Annotated in this window: 14 protein-coding genes; 6 read left to right on the top strand and 8 right to left on the bottom strand. The window is 67.8% G+C overall.

Annotated features, from left to right (window positions below):
* Positions 1-13 precede the first annotated feature (13 nt).
* Complete coding sequence (locus tag ACEVFP_RS11065; RefSeq protein ID WP_375003809.1) at positions 14-385, top strand: very short patch repair endonuclease; 372 nt, start codon at positions 14-16, stop codon at positions 383-385.
* Here the strand turns inward: ACEVFP_RS11065 and ACEVFP_RS11070 are convergent.
* The 3 genes from ACEVFP_RS11070 to nrdR form a co-directional block, all read right to left on the bottom strand.
* Entirely contained in the window at positions 382-1,683 is a 1,302-nt protein-coding gene (locus ACEVFP_RS11070) for a DNA cytosine methyltransferase (RefSeq protein WP_374999520.1), read from the bottom strand. The two genes, ACEVFP_RS11065 and ACEVFP_RS11070, sit on opposite strands and share 4 nt — an antisense overlap.
* 93 nt (positions 1,684-1,776) lie before the next feature.
* Positions 1,777-4,752, bottom strand: a complete 2,976-nt coding sequence (locus tag ACEVFP_RS11075) for a vitamin B12-dependent ribonucleotide reductase (RefSeq protein ID WP_374999521.1) — start codon at positions 4,750-4,752, stop codon at positions 1,777-1,779.
* Positions 4,753-4,911: 159 nt separating this feature from the next.
* On the bottom strand, positions 4,912-5,400 hold the full coding sequence (gene nrdR, locus ACEVFP_RS11080) for a transcriptional regulator NrdR (RefSeq protein ID WP_374999522.1): 489 nt from the start codon (positions 5,398-5,400) through the stop codon (positions 4,912-4,914).
* Positions 5,401-5,856: 456 nt separating this feature from the next.
* On the opposite strand from nrdR, the gene ACEVFP_RS11085 reads away from it, so the two are divergent.
* Positions 5,857-6,711 carry a hypothetical protein gene (locus ACEVFP_RS11085; protein WP_374999523.1) on the top strand — a complete coding sequence of 285 codons (855 nt, stop codon included), beginning with the start codon at positions 5,857-5,859 and terminating at the stop codon, positions 6,709-6,711.
* A gap of 39 nt (positions 6,712-6,750) precedes the next feature.
* On the opposite strand, the gene ACEVFP_RS11090 is transcribed toward ACEVFP_RS11085, so the two are convergent.
* Entirely contained in the window at positions 6,751-7,449 is a 699-nt protein-coding gene (locus ACEVFP_RS11090; RefSeq protein ID WP_374999524.1) for a type 1 glutamine amidotransferase, read from the bottom strand.
* Positions 7,450-7,493: 44 nt separating this feature from the next.
* The gene (locus tag ACEVFP_RS11095) at positions 7,494-7,853 is read right to left on the bottom strand and encodes a LysM peptidoglycan-binding domain-containing protein (RefSeq protein WP_374999525.1); all 360 of its coding nucleotides are present in this window, start codon (positions 7,851-7,853) and stop codon (positions 7,494-7,496) included.
* Between the two features lie 367 nt (positions 7,854-8,220).
* Between ACEVFP_RS11095 and lexA the strand changes: the two genes are divergently transcribed.
* Positions 8,221-9,024, top strand: coding sequence for a transcriptional repressor LexA (gene lexA, locus ACEVFP_RS11100; protein WP_374999526.1), 804 nt, complete (start codon positions 8,221-8,223; stop codon positions 9,022-9,024).
* An 84-nt stretch (positions 9,025-9,108) separates the two neighbouring features.
* Here lexA and ACEVFP_RS11105 read toward each other — a convergent pair whose 3' ends face one another.
* The 3 genes from ACEVFP_RS11105 to ACEVFP_RS11115 form a co-directional block, all read right to left on the bottom strand.
* Positions 9,109-11,070 (bottom strand): ATP-dependent DNA helicase, encoded by a 1,962-nt coding sequence (locus ACEVFP_RS11105; protein ID WP_374999527.1) that lies wholly within the window; start codon positions 11,068-11,070, stop codon positions 9,109-9,111.
* Positions 11,071-11,156: 86 nt separating this feature from the next.
* Entirely contained in the window at positions 11,157-12,581 is a 1,425-nt protein-coding gene (locus ACEVFP_RS11110; RefSeq protein ID WP_374999528.1) for an APC family permease, read from the bottom strand.
* Positions 12,571-13,386 carry a nitrilase-related carbon-nitrogen hydrolase gene (locus ACEVFP_RS11115; RefSeq protein ID WP_374999529.1) on the bottom strand — a complete coding sequence of 272 codons (816 nt, stop codon included), beginning with the start codon at positions 13,384-13,386 and terminating at the stop codon, positions 12,571-12,573. Before ACEVFP_RS11115 ends, ACEVFP_RS11110 begins: the two co-directional genes overlap by 11 nt.
* 144 nt (positions 13,387-13,530) lie before the next feature.
* Here ACEVFP_RS11115 and ACEVFP_RS11120 point away from each other — a divergent pair, with 144 nt between their 5' ends.
* From ACEVFP_RS11120 to ACEVFP_RS11130, 3 genes are all read left to right on the top strand, one after another.
* Positions 13,531-15,108 (top strand): PucR family transcriptional regulator, encoded by a 1,578-nt coding sequence (locus tag ACEVFP_RS11120; protein ID WP_374999530.1) that lies wholly within the window; start codon positions 13,531-13,533, stop codon positions 15,106-15,108.
* Between the two features lie 78 nt (positions 15,109-15,186).
* On the top strand, positions 15,187-16,698 hold the full coding sequence (locus tag ACEVFP_RS11125) for a CoA-acylating methylmalonate-semialdehyde dehydrogenase (protein WP_374999531.1): 1,512 nt from the start codon (positions 15,187-15,189) through the stop codon (positions 16,696-16,698).
* Positions 16,699-16,726: 28 nt separating this feature from the next.
* Positions 16,727-18,115: an aspartate aminotransferase family protein gene (locus ACEVFP_RS11130; protein ID WP_374999532.1), complete on the top strand. Its 1,389-nt coding sequence runs from the start codon at positions 16,727-16,729 to the stop codon at positions 18,113-18,115.
* The last annotated feature ends 8 nt before the right edge of the window (positions 18,116-18,123 follow it).

An 18,123-nucleotide genomic window follows, 5' to 3' on the forward strand; every position in this document is an offset into this window, starting at 1 on the left:
GCTACACCGAAAGATGTCAAACCTTGCCCGTCGCGACACCCGCCCAGAAGTCGCACTTCGGCAGGCAATGCACCAACGGGGACTCCGCTACCGCATTCAGGTCCATGTGCCGGGGAACCGTCGGCGGCGCATCGACGTCGCCTTCACCCGCGCGAAAGTCGCTGTGTTCGTCGACGGGTGCTTCTGGCACGGATGCCCTGACCACGGGACGCGGCCCCAGACGAATCGTGAGTGGTGGGACTGGAAGATCGCGCGGAACAAGGAGCGCGACCTTGACACCAACCACTTGCTCACCGAGGCCGGTTGGATCGTCGTTCGTGTCTGGGAGCACGAGCATCCAGCCGAAGCAGCCGACCGAGTCGAACGGGTCGTGCGCTCCCGCTAGTCGAGTACGTCGTCGATGCTCTCCGGTGTCGCCGCAAGGATCCGATCCCAACGGTCGCCGGAGCGGGCCATCTGTGCGCGCGCGACGTGGTAGACGACGCCAGCGTTCACCCCATTGCCGAGCTGCTTGTAGGTGGCGGAGTCTGGCTGCCCGGGGAAATCGAACCAGTCCGGCAGACTCTGCAGGCGAGCAGCCTCGCGAGGAGTGATTCGACGCAACGGACGGCCCAGGATCGTCGTCTGCGTGATGGCGACCAGTGCTGGGACGTACGTCGGCCTCTTGGCGCGGATCCCTGAGGGCCGGAAGTGCATGATGCAGTCCTCCAGCGACGCCGCGTCCTGAGCCTGCCACTCGAACTTCCTGCGCGACGAGGGCAACCCATTGAGCTCATCGAAGTCTGCCAACCACTCGTTCAGCAGCGACTCATGCTCGGTGTAGAACTGAGCGTTCTTGCGCAGGAAGTTAGCCTTCCATGCCGGGGTGTCCTCATGGATCACGAGGTCATCGAGGTGGATGAAGGCATCGACCCAGACAGGGAAGCCCGGCAGCTTTTCGACGCCCGCGGCTCGTAGTCGTCGGACGAACTCCGACCAGACCTTGACCCAGTGCTGCTCGGTCGGCGTCAGCTCGTAGTTGGCACGGTCGGCAATCTCGTCCTCGTCCTGCAAGATGGTGCCGAGGTCCCACTGCTGCGGGTCCCAGCCATCGATCGGGCGGTTGTGCACCACCGGCTCCACGTCTTCCTGGGCCCGTTCCTCTCCCACGTACGTCCCGACGATAAAGATGCGCTCTCGAACCTGCGGCCGACCTCCCATCGACGGCGGCAGCAGATGCGGTGAGAAGACCGCCGGTGTGGCACTGACCTGGTAGCCGAGCTGGCGTAGGGACCGAATGATGACATCCCACTCGTGTGCGTGCCGAGGTCCAGCGATGTTACGAACGTTCTCCAGCAAGACCATCGACGGACGGTGCTCCAGGAGGATCGAGCAGATGTTCCCGAAGAGCGTGCCGCGCGCCTCATCCATGCCTCGCTGGAAACCGGACTTGGAGAACGGCTGGCACGGAAAGCCGGCTGCGAGGACATCGTGCGGAGGCACCTTCACCACTGGATCGGTCTCAGCGATGATGTCGCCAGCGGGCTGCATCTCCCAGTTGTGCTGATAGATCTTGGCCGCCGCGTCATCGATCTCCGAGGCGTACACGCACTCACCGCCTAGCGCCGAGAGCGCGGCGTGAAAACCACCGATACCGGCGAAGAGGTCGATGAAGGTGAATGCTGGTGCCGCTGTCGAGCTCATGTTCGAAGCCTATTCGACGATACCGACATGGAAGGGATTGACGGCAGGTGTCGGCGGACGATCCTCGGTGGACCGTCCGCCGACACCGCTAGCTCAGCTGCAGCCGCTGGTGCTGCCGCAGCCCTCGCAGACGTGGCAGGAGCCGGCGGGGCGCATCTTGGTACCGCAGGTCATGCACAGCGGGGAGTCGACGGCTGAACCGGTGATCTCCTCCAGGAGCTCGGCCGAGGTGTGGGCCGTGGAGGGTGCCGGCTTGGCGGTCTCGGCCTGGACCTCCGCGGACTCAGCGGCGACGTCGGCCTCCGTGGTCTCGATACGGGCTCGGCCGCTGGCGGCCTCCCCTACTCGACCACCGTGGGCAGAGTCAGCGTTGTCGGACTCCGCGGACTCCTGGAGCGTCTCCGGCTGGGTCTCGACCAGCTCGGCGGCCGTGGAGCCCTTGGAGACGGGCTGGTGGCTACCGGTGTCGAGGTAGCGCTGACGCTCCTCGGCGGAGTAGATGCCCAGCGCCGAGCGGGTCTCGAAGTCCAGGTAGTCCAGCGCCAGGCGGCGGAAGACGTAGTCCATGATCGACTTGCTCATGCGCACGTCGGAGTCGTCGGTCAGGCCCGACGGCTCGAACTGCAGGTTGGTGAACTTGGAGACGTAGGTCTCCAGCGGCACGCCGTACTGCAGACCGATCGAGACCGCGATGCTGAAGGCGTCCATCACGCCGGACAGCGTCGAGCCCTGCTTGCCCAGCTTGAGGAAGATCTCGCCCAGGTCACCGTCGGAGTGCGCACCGGAGGTCATGTACCCCTCGGCGCCACCGACGCTGAACGACGTCGTGATCGACGTGCGCGACTTGGGCAGACGGCGACGGATCGGCTTCTCCACGACGACCGTCTTGACCTCGTCCTCGGACTTCGACGTCGCCTTGTCCTGCGCCTTCTGGCTGGACAGCGGCTGGCCCACCTTGCAGTTGTCGCGGTAGACGGCGAGCGCCTTCAGGCCAAGCTTCCAGCCCTGGAAGTAGACATCGGCGATCTCCTCCACCGTGGAGGACTCCGGCATGTTGACCGTCTTGGAGATCGCGCCGGACAGGAACGGCTGCGCCGCAGCCATCATCCGCACGTGACCCATCGGCTTGATGGAGCGCTCCCCCACCGCGCAGTCGAAGACCTCGTAGTGCTCGGGCTTGAGACCCGGGGCATCGATGACGTGACCGTGCTCGGCGATGTACTCCACGATCGCCTCGATGGTCTCGCCGGTGTAACCGAGCTTCTTCAGCGCCGACGGCACCGTCTGGTTGACGACCTGCATGGAGCCGCCACCGACGAGCTTCTTGAACTTGACCAGCGAGAAGTCCGGCTCGATGCCGGTGGTGTCGCAGTCCATCATGAAGCCGATCGTGCCGGTGGGAGCCAGCACAGAGGCCTGGGCGTTGCGCCAGCCGTTCTTCTCACCGATCTTCAGGTTGTCGGACCACTGCTTGGTGGCCTCACGCTGCACCGCGATGTCCGTGGCGTGCATGGTGCGGATGTCGTCGTTGGCGGCCAGGTGCTTGCGCATGACCCGCGTGTGCGGGGCGGCATTCTGCGCGTAGCCGTCGTACGGGCCCACGACGCCGGCCAGCTCGGCCGAGCGCCGGTAGGACACGCCCGTCATGAGCGAGGTGATCGACGCGGCCAGCGCACGGCCGCCGTCTGAGTCGTACGCCAGACCGGAGGCCATCAGCAGCGCGCCGAGGTTGGCATAGCCGATGCCGAGCTGGCGGTAGGCCCGCGTGGTCTCGCCGATCGGGTCGGTCGGGAAGTCGGCGAAGCAGATGGAGATGTCCATCGCGGTGATGATGAACTCCACGGCCTTGACGAACCGCTCCACGGCGAAGCTGCCATCCTCCTGCAGGAAGGTCAGCAGGTTCAGGCTGGCCAAGTTGCAGCTGGAGTTGTCCAGGTGCATGTACTCGCTGCACGGGTTGGAGGCGGTGATGCGCCCCGTCTCCGGCGTGGTGTGCCAGTCGTTGATGGTGGAGTCGTACTGGATGCCTGGATCAGCGCTCGCCCAGGCAGCCTTGGCCATCTTGCCCCACAGGTCGTTCGCGTCGATCTCCTCGATGACCTCACCGGTCATGCGGCCGCGCAGACCGAAGTTGCTGTTCTCCTCCACCGCGCGCATGAACTCATCGCTCACCCGCACGGAGTTGTTGGCGTTCTGGTACTGCACCGACGTGATGTCGTGGCCGCCGAGGTCCATGTCGAAGCCCGCGTCACGCAGCACGCGGATCTTCTCCTCCTCCTTCTCCTTGGTCTCCACGAACTCCACGATGTCGGGGTGGTCGACGTCCAGGACGACCATCTTGGCCGCGCGACGCGTGGCGCCACCGGACTTGATGGTGCCGGCCGACGCGTCCGCGCCGCGCATGAAGGAGACCGGGCCGGAGGCCGTGCCGCCGGAGGAGCGCAGCAGCTCCTTGGAGGAACGGATCCGCGACAGGTTGAGGCCGGCACCGGAGCCACCCTTGAAGATCAGGCCCTCCTCGCGGTACCAGTTCAGGATCGAGTCCATGGAGTCATCCACCGCGAGGATGAAGCACGCACTCACCTGCTGCGGGCTCGACGTGCCCACGTTGAACCAGACGGGTGAGTTGAAGCTGAACACCTGGTGCAGGAGCATGTGGGTCAGCTCGTGCTCGAAGATCTCGGCGTCGGCGTCGGTGGCGAAGTAGCCGTTCTCCTTGCCGGACCTGACGTAGGTGAGCACGACGCGATCCAGCAGCTGGCGCAGGCTCTGCTCACGCTCGGGGCTGCCGACTGCACCGCGGAAGTACTTGGTGGTGACGATGGTGGAGGCGTTGACGCTCCAGAAGTCAGGGAACTCCACACCACGCTGCTCGAAGACGTTCTCGCCAGTCTTCCAGTTGGTCTGCACGACGTCACGGCGCTCCCACGTGACGGCGTCGTAGGGGTGGACGCCCTCGGTGGTGAACACGCGCTCGATCGTCAGGCCGGCACCCTTGTTCGGGCCCGTCTTGCGGCCTGCGTTCTTGCTGCGGGTGGAGCCTGATGCTCCGTCGACCGTCTCCGTCATGCCTGTCTCCTGTGTCGCGGTGGGTTTCTTGCTGTGTCGATGTCTTGGGTTGGGGTCTCGGTTGACGTGGTCTCGCTACGCGAGCTCGTTCCTCGCCCTCGCACTCGACCACCGAGGTGTTGAGCTGTCCACGGCGGCCGGCCAGCCGCGCGGGGTCCTTCAGCCTGGGGGGCCGGTGCTGGCTTCTGCGAGCTCTCCGTCGGCCGCACGCGCCATCAGCTCGGCGATCTCGGCGGCGAAGTCGTCGACGGACGCGAAAGCCTTGTAGACGCTCGCGAAGCGCAGGTACGCCACCTCATCGAGCGACTTCAACGGTTCCAGGACCGCGAGACCGACGTCGTGTGCGGCGATCTCGGCCTGGCCCGAGGCGCGCAGTGCGTCCTCGACCTGCTGGCCAAGGCACGCGAGGTCGTCCTCGGAGACCGGGCGGCCCTTGCAGGCCTTGCGGACACCCGAGATCGCCTTGTCGCGGGCGAAGGGCTCGGTGGCGCCGGAGCGCTTGACCACCGAGAGCTGTACCTGCTCGATGGTGGTGAAGCGCTTCTCGCACCCCAGGCAGGAACGACGACGGCGGATCGCACCGCCTTCCTCAGCCAGCCGGGAGTCGAGCACCTTGGTGTCGGAGTTCTTGCAGAACGGGCAGTGCATCGAATCCCTCCCTTCTGAGGAAAACATCGGGACGACGGTGTGGATTCCGCCGATTCCTGTGGGTAAGCCTTCTCATCTTGTGCACCTACATGTGGAGAACTACATCGCTGTAAGTACTAGATGTTGTGGCGAGCCTACGCCCCGACCACCAGCCATGCAAGCAGGCTGGCAGCCGGCGCCGACATTTTTCCGAGAGTCGATGTTTGTGCAGGTCAGAGCGCATCTGAGTCACACCAGCCCCACCCGACACGGCGTGGCGCGACCGTGGGCAAGCCCGTTTCGGGACCCTCGGACGGCGTCCCCGGAGCACCCGGGCCGCCCCGGGGACGCTCCCTCGGTGGCCAACGTCACCCCGGGGCTCGCGACCGTCGACGCCAGGGCGACATCGTCGCCCCAGATCCGCCTCGAGCCCGTTGCTAGGCTCGAGGACGCCCTGCTCTCCGTCGAAAGGTCGTCATGCGACGCCGTCCCGCCGCGCACCGTCTGGTCGGCGCCACCCTCAGCGCACTGCTGCTCGGCGCACTCCTGGCCGCCTGCACCAACGAGACCGACGACGTGCCCGACGAGGCCCCCACACCCGCGGAGGCCAGCGACACCGAGGCGCCGGCCACCACCGCGCTCGATGCCATCTCCGACCTGCCTGCCGTGAGCCTGCGCTCGCTCGACCCGCCCGAGACGCCCGAGGGCCTCGACCCCGTGGACGTGCGCACCGCGGCAGACACCATCCGGGCCATGGCCCTCGATGCCTTCAGCAACCGCGACCGATGGGACTCCGGCCCCACGTCGGAGATCCAGCGCTCCCACCTGGGCATCGCCGGACCGAACTTCCCCGAGCAGGTCGAGACCAGCGAGGACCTCTCCGACGGCGCCCCCACCGCCCAGCTGTTCGTCTCGCTCTTCGACTCCGACGCCCAGCCCATCGCCCTGCCCCGCGTCGTCGCCGCCCGGTGGAACGTCACCGAGGCACAAGGGAGCGACGAACCTGCACCGTTCGTCACGCTGCAGGTGCACGCCATGTTCCTGCTGGGCGATGAGGAAGAACCCGAGGCCGTCCTCATGCGCCGAACGATCGGCCTGGGCGGCAACGACCTCGGACACCTCGACGCCACCAAGGACTGGCTGGTGGAGACACACCTCATCGGCGCCGACGAGTGCTTCTTCTACACCGAGGGGCTGATCAGGCCCGACGACGACGAGCCCGACGTCGAGGACTACGAGGCCTTCCTCGCCGAGGCCGAGTCCGAGGAGCTGGACGACCCTGTCGAGCGCACCCCCGACCTCGCCGAGCTCCGACAGGAGGCCTGCGCCTGAGCGGCGCACCCGGACCCATCCAGTCCGGACGTCTTGCGTTCAGGCCCGCTCGGGCAGGCTCACCTCGAGATAGCGCAGCGCCGCGTCGACCAGGGTGTGTGCCGCCACCCGTGAGCGGCCGGCGTTGGCCAGCGCCTGTCGTTTCAGCAGGGTCGGGTCCGCACCGGACAGGCGGACGGTGTCGGCGTCGTCGTCGACCCAGCGCGCGTAGGTCTGCGGCGTCACCTCAGGGTGGAACTGCCAGCCGATCGCCGGGGCACCGAGGCTCTCGTCGGTGAAGCACTGGGGTCCGTACCACGTGGTGCCGAGCACCCGGGCCTGCTGCGGAGGCGCGAAGACGTCACGGTGGAACTGTGCCCAGGGCCCCTCCGGGCACAGGACGCCATCGATGGTGTCGACGCGCTTCCAACCGACCTCCGGCTCGTCGCCGCGATAGGACGTGCCGCCCAGGGCACGGGCCAGGACCTGCGCGCCGAAACAGATGCCCATCACCGGAGTGCCGGCGCGCAACGATGCCCGCACCAGCGACTCCTCGGTCGTCACGGAGTTCTGCCAGCGTGGCTCGTGCGCTGAACGTTGTGAACCCAGCAGGAGCAGCAGCCGCGCCGGCTCGAGCTCCGCGTGCGCCGGCAGCTCGTCCCTGTCGAGCCACTGGAGGTCCAGACCGAGGGCCGCGAGCCGCTCGGTGACGTGCCCGCCCTCGCGGTCGGTCTCGTCGGCCACGACGTGGGTACGCATGGGCCCATTGTGCCGTGGTGGGCGGGCAGGCACCGCGCCCCGGTTCACTCGTAGACCGGCACCGCCAGCTCGCGGCCCATCTGCAGCTCGCCGGCGCTGGAGAGCGAGTTCATCCGCATGATGTCCTCGACCGCCTCGCGCGGGTCACCCGAGGGGTTGGCCTCCACGGCAATCTGCCACAGCGTCTGACCGGGCTGCACCGTGACGACGGTGGCGGCGGGTGCGTCGCCACGATCACCGCTGGCGACCACGGACGGACCGAGGGCGACCGCGGCCAGGGCGATGAGGGCCAGCGCGGCGAGCAGGACCACGACGCGACCGCGCCGCGTCAGGCGTAGGTGCGCTGCCGTGCCATCGCCGTGGTGGGCGAAGCCGGAGTGGGGCGTCAGGGAGATGGTGCTCATGGTGTGCCTCCGTGGGGGAAGTGACGGGTGCTGTGAAGTGGGATGTTCGACCGAGGTCCGCGATGTCACTCGATCCGGGCCGCGGAGCTACCGCGACGGGGAACAGACGTTCGATCGAACATGTGTACGACACTACGACACGGCACTGACAAAAGCACGTCTCAATCGAACGCACCGACGACCATGGGCCCAGAACCCCTGCAATGCCGGTCAACAAAAGATCGAAAGAATGTTCTGGCTAGGCGTGTCACCGGCGCGCCACGGACCGCGGCCGGCGCCTGAAGCGCGGCGAAGGCGAGCCGTTCGAACACGACACGCGATCGAACAGATGTTTGGATGTGTCGCAGATCGCGGCTACCGTGGCCCCATGAGCGACGACATCGACGTCAACGAGACACCTACCACCGAAGGAGCGGGCCCCGATCCTGAACGTCCCAAGCGCGGACGTCCCAAGGGGTCACGCAACTCCCCCCGTGAGCTGCCGGACGGCCCGGTCGATGAGATGACCGGCCTGACCGCTCGGCAGCAGAAGATCCTCATCTTCCTGCGCGAGATGATCGAGAAGCACGGGTACCCGCCCAGCATGCGCGAGATCGGCGTTGCCGTCGGCCTGGCCAGCACCTCCTCGGTCGCCCACCAGCTGCGGGTCCTCGAACGCCTCGGCTACGTCAAGCGCGACCCCAACCGACCACGCGCGCTGGAGATCTTCTTGCCGGAGGTGCTCAAGGCCCGCCGCACGCTCGGCCCGGTCGATGAGGCCGAGCCCGATGCCACCGGGATCGGCGACGCGCACCCCGCTGCCACCTACGTGCCCATGGTGGGCACCATCGCCGCCGGTGGCCCCATCCTGGCCGAGGAGCGTGTGGAGGACGTGCTTCCGCTGCCTGCCTCGCTCGTCGGCGACGGCACCCTGTTCCTGCTGCAGGTCCAAGGGGACTCGATGGTCGACGCGGCGATCTGCGACGGCGACTTCGTGGTGGTGCGCCAGCAGCCGAACGCCGAGAACGGAGAGGTCGTCGCGGCCATGCTCGACGGTGAGGCCACCGTCAAGACGTTCCAGCGCAAGGACGGACAGGTCTGGCTGCTGCCGCACAACGACGACTACTCCCCGATCGACGGCACCCATGCCACCATCCTGGGCAAGGTCACCGCGGTCCTGCGTCGTCTCTGACGCCGATCAACACAGCCTCTGACGCCGATCAGCACAGCCTCTGACGCCAGTCAGCCCGGTGCCTGATGCTCCGAGGCCGCGACGTCAGTCCTGGGCGAGTTGTCGCTCATCCAAACGCCGCAAGGCACCCAGGACGGCGTCGCGGTCGGTGGTGCGCCACATGGGAGGCAGCGACGCTGCAAGGAACGACCCGTAGCGCGCCGTCACCAGTCGCGGGTCCAGCACGGCCACGACGCCACGGTCGTCGGCGCGGCGGATCAGTCGGCCCGAGCCCTGCGCCAGCAGCAGCGCCGCGTGACTGGCGGCCACGGTCATGAAGCCGTTGCCGCCGCGCTTGTCCACCAGCCGTTGCCGTGCGCTCATCAGCGGGTCGTCGGGGCGTGGGAACGGCACGCGATCGATGATGACGAGCTGACAGGTCTCCCCCGGCAGGTCCATGCCCTGCCACAGGCTCAACGTCCCGAACAGGCAGGTCGACGGCTCCTCGGCGAATCGTCTGGCCAGCTCGGGCAGCTGGGCGTCGCCCTGGCACCAGATGTCCAGCTCGGGCAGTCGCTCACGCGTGGCCTCGGCCGCTGCCTCGGCGGCTCTGCGGGAGGAGAACAGGCCGAGCGTGCGGCCGCCCGCGGCGCGCACCAGCGCGGCGATCTCGTCCAGCTGGGCCTCCTGCAGCCCGTCGCGTCCCGGCGGCGGCAGGTGGCGGGCGACGTAGAGGATGCCCTGCTTGGCGTAGTCGAACGGCGAGCCGACGTCGAGGCCGTGCCATGTCTCCTGCTCCCCCGGTGTCAGCCCGAGTGATGCGGCCACGGGGTCGAAACCGCCGCCCAGGGTGAGGGTGGCGCTGGTGAGCACCACGGTGTTGTCCGCAAAGAGCTTGTCGCGCAGGGCCGCCGAGACGTCGATCGGCGCGATGCGCAGCTGCGGTCCGCCCCGGGACTCGCCCAGCCACAGGACCTCGGTCTCGCGCCCGGCGGCCATCCGCTCGGCCACCTGGCGTACGTCCTCCAGCATCGCCTTGGACTGCTGGCGGCCCGCGTCCTCGGCGTCGGTGGGGGTGTCCTTGCCGAAGGAGGACTGCACCTGTCGGGCGGCATCGCGCACCCGCTGCAGTGCCTCCAGCAGCGCCTCACCGGGGACGTCGATGCGGCCCTGCTCGGTGGAGGTCAGGACGTCGGCGAGGGCGTCGGCGGCGTCGGTGAGGTCGTCCAGGGCGCGGCTGCCCCGCGCGTCCTCGACGTGCGATTGGGCCCGCCGCGACGCCCGTTCGACGGCGCCGGGGTCGAGCTCGTCGGTGGCGGCCTGCGTGACCCGCGCGGCGAGCTCATGTGCCTCGTCTACCACGACGGCGTCGTACTCCGGCAGCATCGGCACGCCGTCGATCGCGTCGATGGCAAGCAGTGCGTGGTTGGTGACGACGAGGTCGGCCTCCTGCGCGTCCTCCCTGGCCCGTTCGGCGAAGCACTCCACGGCGTGAGCGCACCGTGAGGCGCCCAGGCACTCGCGGTGGTTGACGCTGATCTGCCGCCATGCGCGCTCGGAGTGCGATGGTGCGGAGTCACGGTCGCCGATCTGCTCGCGCTCTGCCTGCGTCTCGGCCCACTCGCGCAGCTTGACCACCTCCGCACCCAGCGCACCTTCGGGCACCTCGATGAGCGCGCCCTGCTCATCGGGCACGCCCTCGCGGACCCGATGCAGGCAGGCGTAGTTGGCGCGGCCCTTCACCACGGCGCAGTGCGGCACGTCTGCGCCCGCGTTCGAGGCGGCCTTGCGCAGCGCCGGGATGTCTCGCTCGATGAGCTGATGCTGCAGCGCGAGGGTCGCCGTGGCCACCACCACGCGCTCTCCGCGCAGGAGGCTGGGCACGAGGTAGCCGAGGGACTTGCCGGTACCCGTCCCCGCCTGCACGAGCAGATGCCGGCCGGAAGCCCAGGTCTGCTCGACGGCCTCGGCCATCGCGACCTGGCCCGGACGCTCGGACCCGTCGACGGCGGCCACCGCCGCGTCCAGCACGGTGCGTACCGAGGGGCTGTCCGTGGACTCAGGCATGCGCTGCAGCCTAGTGCCGGCCCGCGGTGGGACGGACGCGCCGTCCACAACCGACCGTGACGACCGATCCGGCCCAACCGAAGTTCTCAGACGACCACGTCGGCATCGTGCAAGCGATGCCCGAACAGGAGCCCGAGGACGAAGCCCGCCGGAACGATCAGAGCAAGCAGCGTGCTGGCGAGCACGCTGCCGCCAGTGACCAGCGTGAAGTTGGACAGCACCAACCAGGCGCTCCCCACGAGCCCCGCCACCGCCAACGCCGGCGCCACCCGCGTACTGAACGTGCGGCCCTCGACGAGTTCGGGACGTCGGGCGAAGAAGACCAGCACGGCGATGGAGGTCGTCCCCATCAGGGTCACCATACCGAGCGTCGCCACTCCCGCCATCGAGCCGAAGACGCCGACCAGCGGATCGAGGCCGAGGACCGCGAAGACGAGCAGGATGACGACCGCGGTGACGGATTGCGCGATGCTCGAGACGGCCGGAGAGGCGTGCACGGTGTGCACGGCCCCCAGCCTGGCCGGCAGGAGCCCGCGGCGTGCCAGCACGAACTGGTAACGGGCGATGACGTTGTGGAATGACAGCACACACGCGAACAAGCTGGTCAGCAACAGCACGTTGAGGATGTCGCGACCCAACGGTCCGAGGTAGTCCAACGTCGTGTCGAGCAACATGTTGGCCTCACCGTTGAGCGTACGGTTGGCCACCTCCTTGGCGTCGCCCGTCCCGGCTGCGACCACCAGCGCCCAGCTCGACAACGTGTAGAAGCCACCGATGAGCAGTACGGCGAGGTAGGTGGCCCGCGGAATGGTGCGTTCGGGGTCCCGCGCCTCATCGCGGAAGACTGCAGTGGCCTCGAAGCCGATGAAGCCGGTCAGTGCGAAGAGCACAGCGATACCCAGCGGACCGGAACTGATGGCATCCGGCGCGAAGGACGTCAGGTTCAGGCCGTCGGCGCCCCCGCGGCCGGCAACCACAGCATCGAGGATGAGCATCACGGCGATCTCGAGGGCCAGCGCCACTCCGAGAACCTTCGCGCTCAGCTGGATGTGCCGGTAACCCAGTACCGCCACGATCGCCATGATCGCCAATGCATACAGCGGCCATGGGGCGGACGGGCCGCCGTAGAAACGGATCGTGTCGTCGATCGCCCACCCGACGTAGCCGTAGACACCCAGCTGGATCGCCGTGTACGCGATGAGTGCCACCACGGCGATGCCGGTACCGACGCGCCGGCTGAGGCCCTCGGTGACGTAGGAGAAGAAGGCGCCGGCCTCGCGCACATGGGGTGTCATCGTCACGAAACCGATGGAGAAGACGAGCATGACAGTCGAGGCGATGAGGAACCCCACAGGCGCCCCAGCGCCATTGCCCAGACCGATCGCCAGGGGCACGTTGCCACCGACCACGGTCAAGGGCGCGGCGGCAGCCACGACCATGAAGACGATCGCAACCACTCCGAGCTGACCTTCCAGACGTTTGCGCCCCGTGGCGGTGTCGTCAACTGTCATCACGTGCTCCTTCGAGGTAGAGATCCGGTCGCCGATCGTCCAAGTAGGGATTCGCTGCACGGCCGGCAGTCACCCGGTCGACACTGACGTCCGCGACCACCACATCGTCGCCATCGGCCCGGACGAGCACCTGCCCGCTCGGCGCCACGATGCTGCTGCGTCCGACGTAGGTGAGCTCACGCTCAACACCGACATGGTTCGCGTAGGCGACATAGATCTGGTTCTCCCAGGCCCGGGTGCGGACGAGGTGGTCCGCGACGAACTCGAACGGCTCCATCTGGGCGGTCGGTACGGCCACGAGATGTGCGTCGGCCAGCGCGGCCTCCCGCACCGTCTCGGGAAATTCGGCGTCGTAGCAGATGAGGATCGCAATTCTCACACCGTTCAGCTCGGTCACGGTCACCGCGGACGAGCCGGAGAGGAACAAGGAGCGATCCAGATCCCCGAACAGGTGCGCCTTGTGGTGCACCGCCCGGACGGATCCGGCGGCATCCGACATGGCGGCCGCATTCACGATGCCCCCGTCCACGGCCTGCGGAAGTCCAGCGAGCACGGCGATTCGACTCCGGACCGCGATCTCTCGAAGCCGGTCGAGCAGCTCGTACTCCAGCGTCGCCTCCAACTCAGCTGGGCTCAGCTCATAGCCGGTCATCACCATCTCCGGTGCGATGAGGAGTGCCGCTCCGGCTCGGCTGGCACGGACTGCGGCACCGTCGAGACGTTCCAGTCGTTCGGGCACCGACCATTGGCCTGCTGGCGCCTGCCACAGGGCAACCCGGGTGACGTCGTGGCCGGTCTCAGTCATCGCTCATCGCCATACCCGTCGCTCCATGCTCTGTAGTCTGGCGAGACTGAACACACTTTCGGACCCTGCAGTAGTGCCGAATTCGCCCATCGTGTCGGACACTTTGTCCAGATTCGGGAAGAGCCAGTTCACAGAGAGGTCAAGATGCTGCCCACCGTCGCTGAGGTCCTGACCTCGGCGGCCCTGTCAGCTGGCGACCCAGTGGTTGCCGCCGGTCGACGTGGGCTCCACACCCCCGTCCGCTGGGCCCACGTCGCGCCCGCGACCGGCAGTGCACGGCTCCTCCTCGGCGGCGAGCTGCTTCTCACCACTGGCGGCGGCTGGCCCGGCACCGAAGGCGAGCTCGTGCGCTACATCGACGAGATCGCCGATCTACGAGCCGCTGGTCTCGTCCTCGAGCTCGGGGAACGATACCGCGAGGCACCAGCGGTGGTCGTCGAACGATGCGATGCGCGAGGACTGCCCTTCATCGTCCTGCGCCGTGAGACCCGCTTCGTCGCGGTCACCGAGGAGATTCACTCCTTCATCGTCGACAGCCAGAGCGCCCTGCTGCAGGAACGCGCGAAGATCCACGGTCTTTTTGCCGGACTGGACCGTCGCGGCGCAGCCACCACCTTCGTTCTCGACGAAGCCGCGCGCCTGATCAGCCGTCCCGTGGTGCTGGAGGATCTCAGCCACCGCGCGGTGGCTTGGAGCCTGCACGACGCGAGCCCGACCGACGTGCTCGATCAGTGGGGACGCCGATCGCGGCGCGCCACCGCCGAGTCGACACCACGGGACGAACCCCATGAGCACACGTCCTCCTGGCCCGCGGAGGGATGGCTGGTGACCTCCGTCAGGGCACGGGGTCGCGAGTGGGGTCGCCTCGTCGCCACCGGCTGTGCCACCGTGCCTCGATCTGCCGAGGTCGTCCTCGAGAATGCGGCACGGACGCTCTCCCTGGAGTGCCTCGATGGCCACGCAGAGTGGTCCGACCGTGCACAAGACCGTCTGGTGTCGGCCCTGCTGGACCGCACGTACACCAATCCGGCCTCGATCCGTGTGCAACTGGAGGCAATGGGCTTTCGCACGAGGGGCCGCCACCTCGTCGTGGCCGGACGCCACGGCGACGCCCACGACCAGGACGCCGTCCTGGATCGACTGCGAGCCTCGGCTGCAGCGGAGAACGTCGACGTCGTCGCCGCCCCGATCTCCGGACGCGACAACCACCTGCTCGTGCTCGCTTCCGCCGAACGCGCCGACCATGCACGCGATCTCCTGACAAGACATCTCGAGGGACAGGACGGCAACGCTGCAACGCTCGTCCTGCGTGGCCCGGCCGGGTTCGACGACCTCGACGAAGCCGTGCACGTCACCGTAGACCTGCTTGACAGCGCTCCCTCGCATGCCCGTGGCAGCAGCGCCGGCCACAGTCCCGCGACCGAGCTCGGGCTGCTCGTGCGTTCCCGCAGCTCGGAGCCTGCCGTTCGTGCGTACGTGGAGAACGTGCTGGGACCGTTGTTGCGGTGGGACGCCGACCACGACGGCGACCTGATCGACGTCGTGCGCGCATTCGCCCGTCACCCGTCAAACCGCAAGCGAGCAGCCGAGGAGTCCCACCTGTCGCGGTCGGTCTTCTACCAGAGGCTCGACCTGATCGGCCGGTTGCTCGATCTGGACCTCGACGACGGTCGGACGATCACCACGTTGCACGTGGCGCTGCTCGCTCACTCCCAGCTCTGACAGAACGTCGGATAGACGTCGATCATCAGGACGTTCAGTCGCTGGCGGCCTACCCCGCCGCTGACACAGGGTGAAACCATGACGACGACCGAGTCCACTCCCCCAGCAACCCAGCTCAGCCACTGGCCGGCCGACTCCGCGCAACTCGCCGCGTCGAGCCGTCACGCCGAGGTGCTCGACCCGGCGACCGGCGAGATCGTGGCTCTCGTACCGATGGCCACCGCCGAGGACGTCGATTCCATCGTCGGTGCGGCCTCAGCTGCGTTCAAGCGCTGGCGCAGTACCTCGATCGCTCGACGTACAGCAGTCCTCTTCCGCTTCCGCGAGCTTCTGGCGGACCGTGCCGAGGAGCTGGCCGTGATCATCAGTCGTGAGCACGGGAAGACCCTTCCCGACGCCCGCGCCGAGATCGCCCGTGGGCGCGAGGTCGTCGAGCTCGCGTGCGGTGCCGGCCAGCTCCTGCAGGGGCCGGCCAACGCGAACGCCTCCTCGGGTGTCGACGTCGTGACCACTCGGCACCCTGTCGGCGTCGCCGCCGTCATCTCGCCGTTCAACTTTCCGGCCATGGTGCCGATGTGGTTCCACCCGGTGGCGATCGCAGCAGGCAACAGCGTGGTCCTCAAGCCGAGCGAGCAGGTTCCGGGCGCCGCGAACTGGGTCGCCGAGCTCTGGCAGGAGGCCGGCCTGCCCGATGGGGTCTTCTCGGTCGTGCACGGTGACCGCGAAGCCGTCGACGCTCTCCTGGTCCATCCGGAGGTCGCCAGCGTGTCCTTCGTCGGATCCACCCCCGTGGCTCGGCACGTCTACGAGACCGCCTCCGCCCACGGCAAACGGGTCCAAGCACTCGGTGGGGCCAAGAACCACATGGTCGTGCTACCCGATGCCGACCTGGACCATGCCGCCGACCAGGCGATCAACGCCGGCTTCGGGTCAGCGGGGCAACGATGCATGGCCGTCTCGGTCGTGGTGGCGGTCGGCAGCATCGCCGACGACCTCGTTGAGCGGATTGCCCGACGAGCCCGCGATCTCAGGGTCGGACCGGCGGCGACCGATCCCGACCTCGGGCCCGTCATCAGCGACACCGCCCGGGTCCGGGTCACACGCCTCGTCAGCGAGGCTGAGAGTGAGGGCGCCAGCGTTGTCGTTGATGGCCGTTCCCCGAAGTCAGGGTTCAACGGGTTCTTCGTCGGTCCCACGCTCCTCGACCACGTGGGGCCCGCGATGACGGTCTACCGCGAGGAGGTCTTCGGGCCGGTGCTGGCGGTGGTCCGCGTGGCCGACCTGGCCGCAGCCCTCGACCTCATCAACTCCGGTCCGTACGGCAACGGAGTCGCCATCTTCACCCGCGACGGGGGCGCCGCACGGGAGTTCCAAGCCGCTGTGGAGGTCGGCATGGTGGGTATCAACGTTCCCGTCCCCGTGCCCGTCGCGTACCACAGCTTCGGTGGGTGGAAGAGCTCGCTGTTCGGGGACACTCACGCCCACGGAGCCGAAGGTTTCCACTTCTTCACCCGTGCCAAGGCAGTGACCTCACGGTGGCCAGAGGCCGAACCCACCGGCCTTGACCTCGACTTTCCCCAGAACAGCTGACACAGAACGCCTGACACAGGAGACGACCATGGCAGTCGACCAGCTCACCACAAGAACCCCGGACACCTCAGAACGCGCAGCACGGCATCTGTGGATGCACTTCTCCAGTCTCGGGAAGATGGTGGACTCCCCGCCCCCGACCGTGGTCCGGGGGTCAGGAGCGTACCTGTGGGACGAGACCGGGCACCGTGTCCTCGACGGGCTCTCCAGCCTGTTCGCAGTACAGGTCGGACACGGTAGGGACGACATCGTCCGGGCTGCCTCCGCGCAGGCCGAGCAGCTCGCCTACTTCCCGGTGTGGGGATACGCGAACCAGCCTGCGGTAGAGCTCGCGGAGCGTCTCGCCGAACACACGCCCGGCGACCTGAACCGAGTGTTCTTCACCAGCGGGGGCGGTGAAGCGGTCGAGTCGGCCTGGAAGCTTGCCAAGCAGTACTTCAAGCTCGTCGGCAAGCCGCTCAAGCACAAGGTCATCAGTCGGGCGGTCGCCTACCACGGAACCCCCCATGGGGCACTGTCCATCACCGGGGTGCCGGGCATGAAGCAAGACTTCGAGCCGCTCGTCCCGGGTGCGCTGAGGGCACCCAACACGAACCTGTACCGCGCGTCCGAGCACGCCGACGACCCCGAGGCGTTTGGCCGCTGGGCGGCGAACCGGATCGAGGAGGTCATTCTCAGCGAAGGGCCGCAAACAGTGGCCGCAGTGGTCCTCGAACCGGTGCAGAACTCCGGCGGCTGTCTCACGCCGCCACCCGGGTACCTGGCGCGCGTGCGCGAGATCTGCGACCGCCACGACGTCCTCCTTGTCGCTGACGAAGTGATCTGTGCCTTCGGCAGACACGGGACGATGTTCGCCTCGTCGAAGTTCGGCGTGACCCCCGACATCATCACCTGCGCCAAGGGGATGACTTCCGGGTACGTCCCGATGGGGGCGATGATCGTCAGCGACCGGATCAGCGAGCCATTCATGGAGCCGGGGGTCACCTTCCTGCACGGCTACACCTTCGGGGGCCACCCTGTCGCCGCCGCGGCCGCGCTCGCCAACCTCGATGTCATGGAGGCCGAAGGGCTGTTCCAGCACGTGCGCGACCACGAGAGCGCGTTCCAAGCCACCTTGGAGCGACTCCGCGACCTCCCGGTCGTCGGTGACGTTCGCGGCGACGGGTACTTCTGGGCCATCGAGCTCGTCAAGGACCAGGAGTCGAAGGAGACCTTCGACTCCGCGGAACGTGAGCATCTGGTACGCGGCGTCCTCCCTCGCGCCCTGTGGGACGCGGGACTGTACTGCCGTCCGGACGATCGAGGTGACGTCGTCGTCCAGCTCGCACCCCCGCTCACCTGCGGTCAGGCGGAGTTCGACGAGATGGAGCAGATTCTGCGTGGCGTGCTCAGTGACGAGGTCGTGAGCCGCATCTGAGCCTGCGG

It is taken from the genome of Aeromicrobium sp. CTD01-1L150, assembly GCF_041951745.1.
In the GTDB taxonomy this organism is placed as follows: domain Bacteria; phylum Actinomycetota; class Actinomycetes; order Propionibacteriales; family Nocardioidaceae; genus Aeromicrobium.

Excerpts from the sequence above, each read along its gene's own strand:
- lexA (WP_374999526.1), top strand. The coding sequence starts at position 8,221 with ATGAGCGACGACATCGACGTCAACGAGACACCTACCACCGAAGGAGCG.
- ACEVFP_RS11125 (WP_374999531.1), top strand. The coding sequence starts at position 15,187 with ATGACGACGACCGAGTCCACTCCCCCAGCAACCCAGCTCAGCCACTGG.
- ACEVFP_RS11130 (WP_374999532.1), top strand. The coding sequence starts at position 16,727 with ATGGCAGTCGACCAGCTCACCACAAGAACCCCGGACACCTCAGAACGC.
- ACEVFP_RS11075 (WP_374999521.1), bottom strand. The coding sequence starts at position 4,752 with ATGACGGAGACGGTCGACGGAGCATCAGGCTCCACCCGCAGCAAGAAC.
- ACEVFP_RS11065 (WP_375003809.1), top strand. The coding sequence starts at position 14 with ATGTCAAACCTTGCCCGTCGCGACACCCGCCCAGAAGTCGCACTTCGG.
- ACEVFP_RS11115 (WP_374999529.1), bottom strand. The coding sequence starts at position 13,386 with ATGACTGAGACCGGCCACGACGTCACCCGGGTTGCCCTGTGGCAGGCG.
- ACEVFP_RS11090 (WP_374999524.1), bottom strand. The coding sequence starts at position 7,449 with ATGCGTACCCACGTCGTGGCCGACGAGACCGACCGCGAGGGCGGGCAC.
- ACEVFP_RS11120 (WP_374999530.1), top strand. The coding sequence starts at position 13,531 with ATGCTGCCCACCGTCGCTGAGGTCCTGACCTCGGCGGCCCTGTCAGCT.
- ACEVFP_RS11070 (WP_374999520.1), bottom strand. The coding sequence starts at position 1,683 with ATGAGCTCGACAGCGGCACCAGCATTCACCTTCATCGACCTCTTCGCC.
- ACEVFP_RS11095 (WP_374999525.1), bottom strand. The coding sequence starts at position 7,853 with ATGAGCACCATCTCCCTGACGCCCCACTCCGGCTTCGCCCACCACGGC.
- ACEVFP_RS11110 (WP_374999528.1), bottom strand. The coding sequence starts at position 12,581 with ATGACAGTTGACGACACCGCCACGGGGCGCAAACGTCTGGAAGGTCAG.
- nrdR (WP_374999522.1), bottom strand. The coding sequence starts at position 5,400 with ATGCACTGCCCGTTCTGCAAGAACTCCGACACCAAGGTGCTCGACTCC.
- ACEVFP_RS11085 (WP_374999523.1), top strand. The coding sequence starts at position 5,857 with ATGCGACGCCGTCCCGCCGCGCACCGTCTGGTCGGCGCCACCCTCAGC.
- ACEVFP_RS11105 (WP_374999527.1), bottom strand. The coding sequence starts at position 11,070 with ATGCCTGAGTCCACGGACAGCCCCTCGGTACGCACCGTGCTGGACGCG.